This window comes from Frisingicoccus sp. (assembly GCA_016298055.1).
Classification (GTDB): domain Bacteria; phylum Bacillota; class Clostridia; order Lachnospirales; family Lachnospiraceae; genus Frisingicoccus.
The window spans coordinates 1-2,060 of the sequence record JAEDDO010000273.1 but is presented as its reverse complement, the minus strand read 5'-3'; the positions used below and the strand labels follow the sequence as shown (position 1 = coordinate 2,060).

The following is a 2,060-nucleotide window of genomic DNA, read 5'->3' as shown; positions in this document are numbered from 1 at the left end:
TGATTTACCATGTGGGTATAAAGCTGGGTGGATGAAATGTCACTGTGTCCCATCAGCTCCTGCAGGGAGCCCAGATCCGCACCATTTTCCAGCAAGTGTACCGCAAAGCTATGCCGCAGTGTGTGGGGTGTGATCTCCTTCTCAATTCCTGCCTTGGCCTGATAGAATTTGAGAATCTTCCAGAATCCCTGTCTGCTCATACGGGAACCGCTGACATTCACAAACAGCGCTTCTTCAGCAGGATCGGTAATCAGCAGGTCACGCATTTCGTTCATATAAACTGACAGAGAATTCAGTGCAGCAGGATAGATCGGAATCACCCGGGACTTTTTGCTGCCGCCGCATTTCACAACCCCAAGCTCGGTATTGACATCGCTGACATTCAACTCAATCAGCTCAGAAACCCGCATGCCGGTGGCATACATCACTTCCAGCATAGCCTTATCCCGGTATCCCTTGGCATCAGAGCATACCGGCTGGGCAAGAAGCAGCTCCACTTCTTTTCCGGTCAGAATCTGAGGGAGCTTTTTCTCTCCCCGCTCCACATGAATCTCATCCGAAACCGGAGAATGCTCCAGGAATCCAGAGGAAACAGCATAAGAATAAAAATTCTTCAGGCTGGCAAGAAATCTGGATGCCGTTGCCCCGGATTTCCCCTCGGAATGCAGGAAGGCAAGGTACTCTTCAATATCAGGTTCTGCGGCACTGAGAATATCCACTCCTCCCTTCTGATTCATCCAATCCATGAACTGGCGAATGTCACGCATGTAAGAAGAAATGGTATTGCCAGATGCCTGCTTTACCTTTGTAAGATAATTCTCATAAGCATGAATCAAATCTAGCATTAGCCGGTAAACCTCTACTTTTTTACAGAAATCCATCGATTGTGCCCCAAAGGCCATCGAAAAATGTTCTCTTTATCAATAAATGCCGCCGGTACATAATCCAATCGGAAAAGAGACAGGACAGCAGCTATATCAACACAACCTGAGGATCTGAAGTTGTGAGAAAAAAGGAAATATCAAAAAATCCGGCATACTATAAAACAACAAACGATCGACACAGCACCCATAAGAACTGAGCATCCAAGAAAGTCTATGTGGAAAGGATCAAGCTGCAATCAGAATACAGCCCATCCAAAAAAGCTCCGGCTGTTCCGGGAAATCTCTGGACTTTACCAAACAAAGCACCAGGAAAACCGGGACAAACTGACATACTGTTTTTTGATACAACCATACTATACTCCATTTTTTACAAAAATTCAAGCTTTTTGTAAAAATGCGTATAATTTTGTAGATTCTGACAAGATTTATGTTAACTTTGTTATGTCAACATTCCAGAAAACAAAACATTTGTTTTTATCATTTTCGATCATATTGACAACATCTTGCGTTTTTTTGCCGCACCAATCACTAAATATAGTTTTTGAATTTTCTCCTTCATTTCGGTTTTTAAGAGTAAATTTTATTTACCTCCGATGCTTATTTGTATATTATCACAGTTTGCGTTTTCTTCTTCCGCCTCCCCTCTTCTTTTTTTCAGCGCTATGAACAAGGGCCGATACCAAACTCCCTCCCAGAATCAGAAGCGAGCTTGTTCCCACCGCGCTGTACTGCACTCCAAAAAACAGCGTCATTATCCCGATTACCGTCAGAATATAGAGGCCGCCTGACAAAAGACAGATCATCAGCTTCCTGTGCTGAACCAGATCGCTGGAAACCGATGCGCCAATATAGGAGCACAACAGCAGCATCACCATGATCCCGTAGCCGGACATTTCCCATTTCAGTTTTCCACCAAGAACCAAAACCGAAAGTACCACGCAGCACAGGAGCATGCAGATTGTTTCAGCCAGCCACCCATAGGCCAGTCCCACCGGAATGGATTTTGCTGTACCGGCGGGTTTATGATTCACCGTCATATATCCTCTCCCCTTTCGCTACATCCATATTCTTCTGCCCAGCAGGTTATTCCGCCGGGAAGCCAAAGCGAACACGCAGGCATCAAAAATCGCCGCCAAGACATGGCGGCGCAAAGCATTCTATCCGGTTTTGTAAATA

Annotated in this window: 2 protein-coding genes; both read right to left on the bottom strand. The window is 45.1% G+C overall.

All coding sequences use genetic code 11. The features are described from left to right. On the bottom strand, window positions 1-845 hold an 845-nt coding region (locus QZZ35_RS11510; RefSeq protein WP_291237531.1), incomplete at its 3' end, for a site-specific tyrosine recombinase. Window positions 846-1,495: 650 nt separating this feature from the next. Next, window positions 1,496-1,915, bottom strand: coding sequence for a hypothetical protein (locus tag QZZ35_RS11505; protein WP_291237530.1), 420 nt, complete (start codon window positions 1,913-1,915; stop codon window positions 1,496-1,498). Window positions 1,916-2,060: the final 145 nt, after the last annotated feature.